A 1,461-nucleotide genomic window follows, 5' to 3' on the forward strand; every position below is an offset into this window, starting at 1 on the left:
GAAACATCTTGATCACAAGTATCCGTTGCTGTAGGGAATAAAGCTTGCGCAGCTGTTAAGGCTTGTGCATTGCTGCATTCAATTGTTCTATTTAAAGAACCTGTTTGTGTTACCCAAGTTGGCGCAGCAGTATCTTGAATTGTAATTACTTGTGTAAAAGTTTCAGAAATGTTTCCACAATCATCTTTTACTGTCCAAATATTAGTGTAGGTTCCTGCATTTCCGCATCCTGTAGAAGCTTTAAACTCACCGCTTACTTTATCAATATTGGAAACATCTTGATCGCAAGTATCAGCTGCCAAAGGAAATAAAGCTTGAGCTGCTGTTAAAGCTTGAGCATCGCTGCATTCTACTGTTCTGTCTAAAGAAGCTGCTTCAGTTGACCACGTTGGTTTTGTTTTGTCCTCAATAGTAAAAGTGCCTGAAGTTGTCGATTTGTTTCCACATTTATCGGTAGCGGTAAACAATACGGTAACTGCAGCAGAACAGTCTTTTGTAATTGTATCGAAATTATTTGTCCAGGTTACATCAGAACAATTATCAGAAGCAACAGCTCCCGCATGTCCTGATAACCAATTAGTCAATGCTGCATTATTTCCTTGTCCATCACACTCTATAATAACATTAGATGCATTTTGCGTAATTATAGGAGCTATATTATCTTCTACTGTAATAACCTGTACTTGATCATCAGCTCTATTTCCGCAATTATCAACAAGAGTCCAAGTTCTGGTTATAATGTGAGCCCCCTTACAATTGCCGCTGATAACTTGATCAACGTAGGAAGCTTGAATGTTTTTGGAACAATTATCCTGATCATCGGTTACATCACCTGTTTTTTCAGGAGAAGCATCGTATTGGCAAGAAGCATCTGTAAAAATTGTGATATCTGCTGGTCTTGTAAAAGTTGGTTTCGTAGTATCTTCAATACTAATTATTCTAGTGCATGTTGACTCACATCCATTGCTGTCTCTTATCGTTAATGTAAGTGTAGACGAAATACCACAATTAACTCCAGCATTCACCAAAACTGTTTGTGATGAAGAATCGCCTTCTATAGTTGCATTTCCTGAAATAGACCAGCTATAATTACTCATTCCTTCAGGAGCCGAATAAATATTGCCACTAGAAGATGGACAAATTGGATCATCTGAACCTGCAATAGAACAAATTGGTAATGGACTTACCGTAATAGTTACGGTTCCTGTTTGTTCTTGTGAACAAGTGGTTGTGCTTGAATCTTGTACACTTACTAAATTATAAATAAATGAACCAGTAGCTCCGGTTGGTACGACCAATGTTACAGAATTCCCCACAATTGTGGTGATACTCAAATTACCTTGTCCGCTAATATTATAAATAAAGGTGTAAGGAGCCGTCCCGTTCATTCCAGTAAAAGTTACCTCTGGCGCTGCTGCGTCTTTACATACTCCTGTAGTACCAGTAATTATCGCTGTTGGT

The 1,461-nt window shown here is 38.3% G+C and carries 1 pseudogene; it reads right to left on the reverse strand.

Going from position 1 to position 1,461, the window contains the following annotated elements:
• Positions 1-1,461, reverse strand: a pseudogene (locus BOW55_RS20950) (hypothetical protein); the annotation flags it as partial.

The organism is Flavobacterium sp. YO12 (genome assembly GCF_004119495.1).
Lineage (GTDB): Bacteria > Bacteroidota > Bacteroidia > Flavobacteriales > Flavobacteriaceae > Flavobacterium.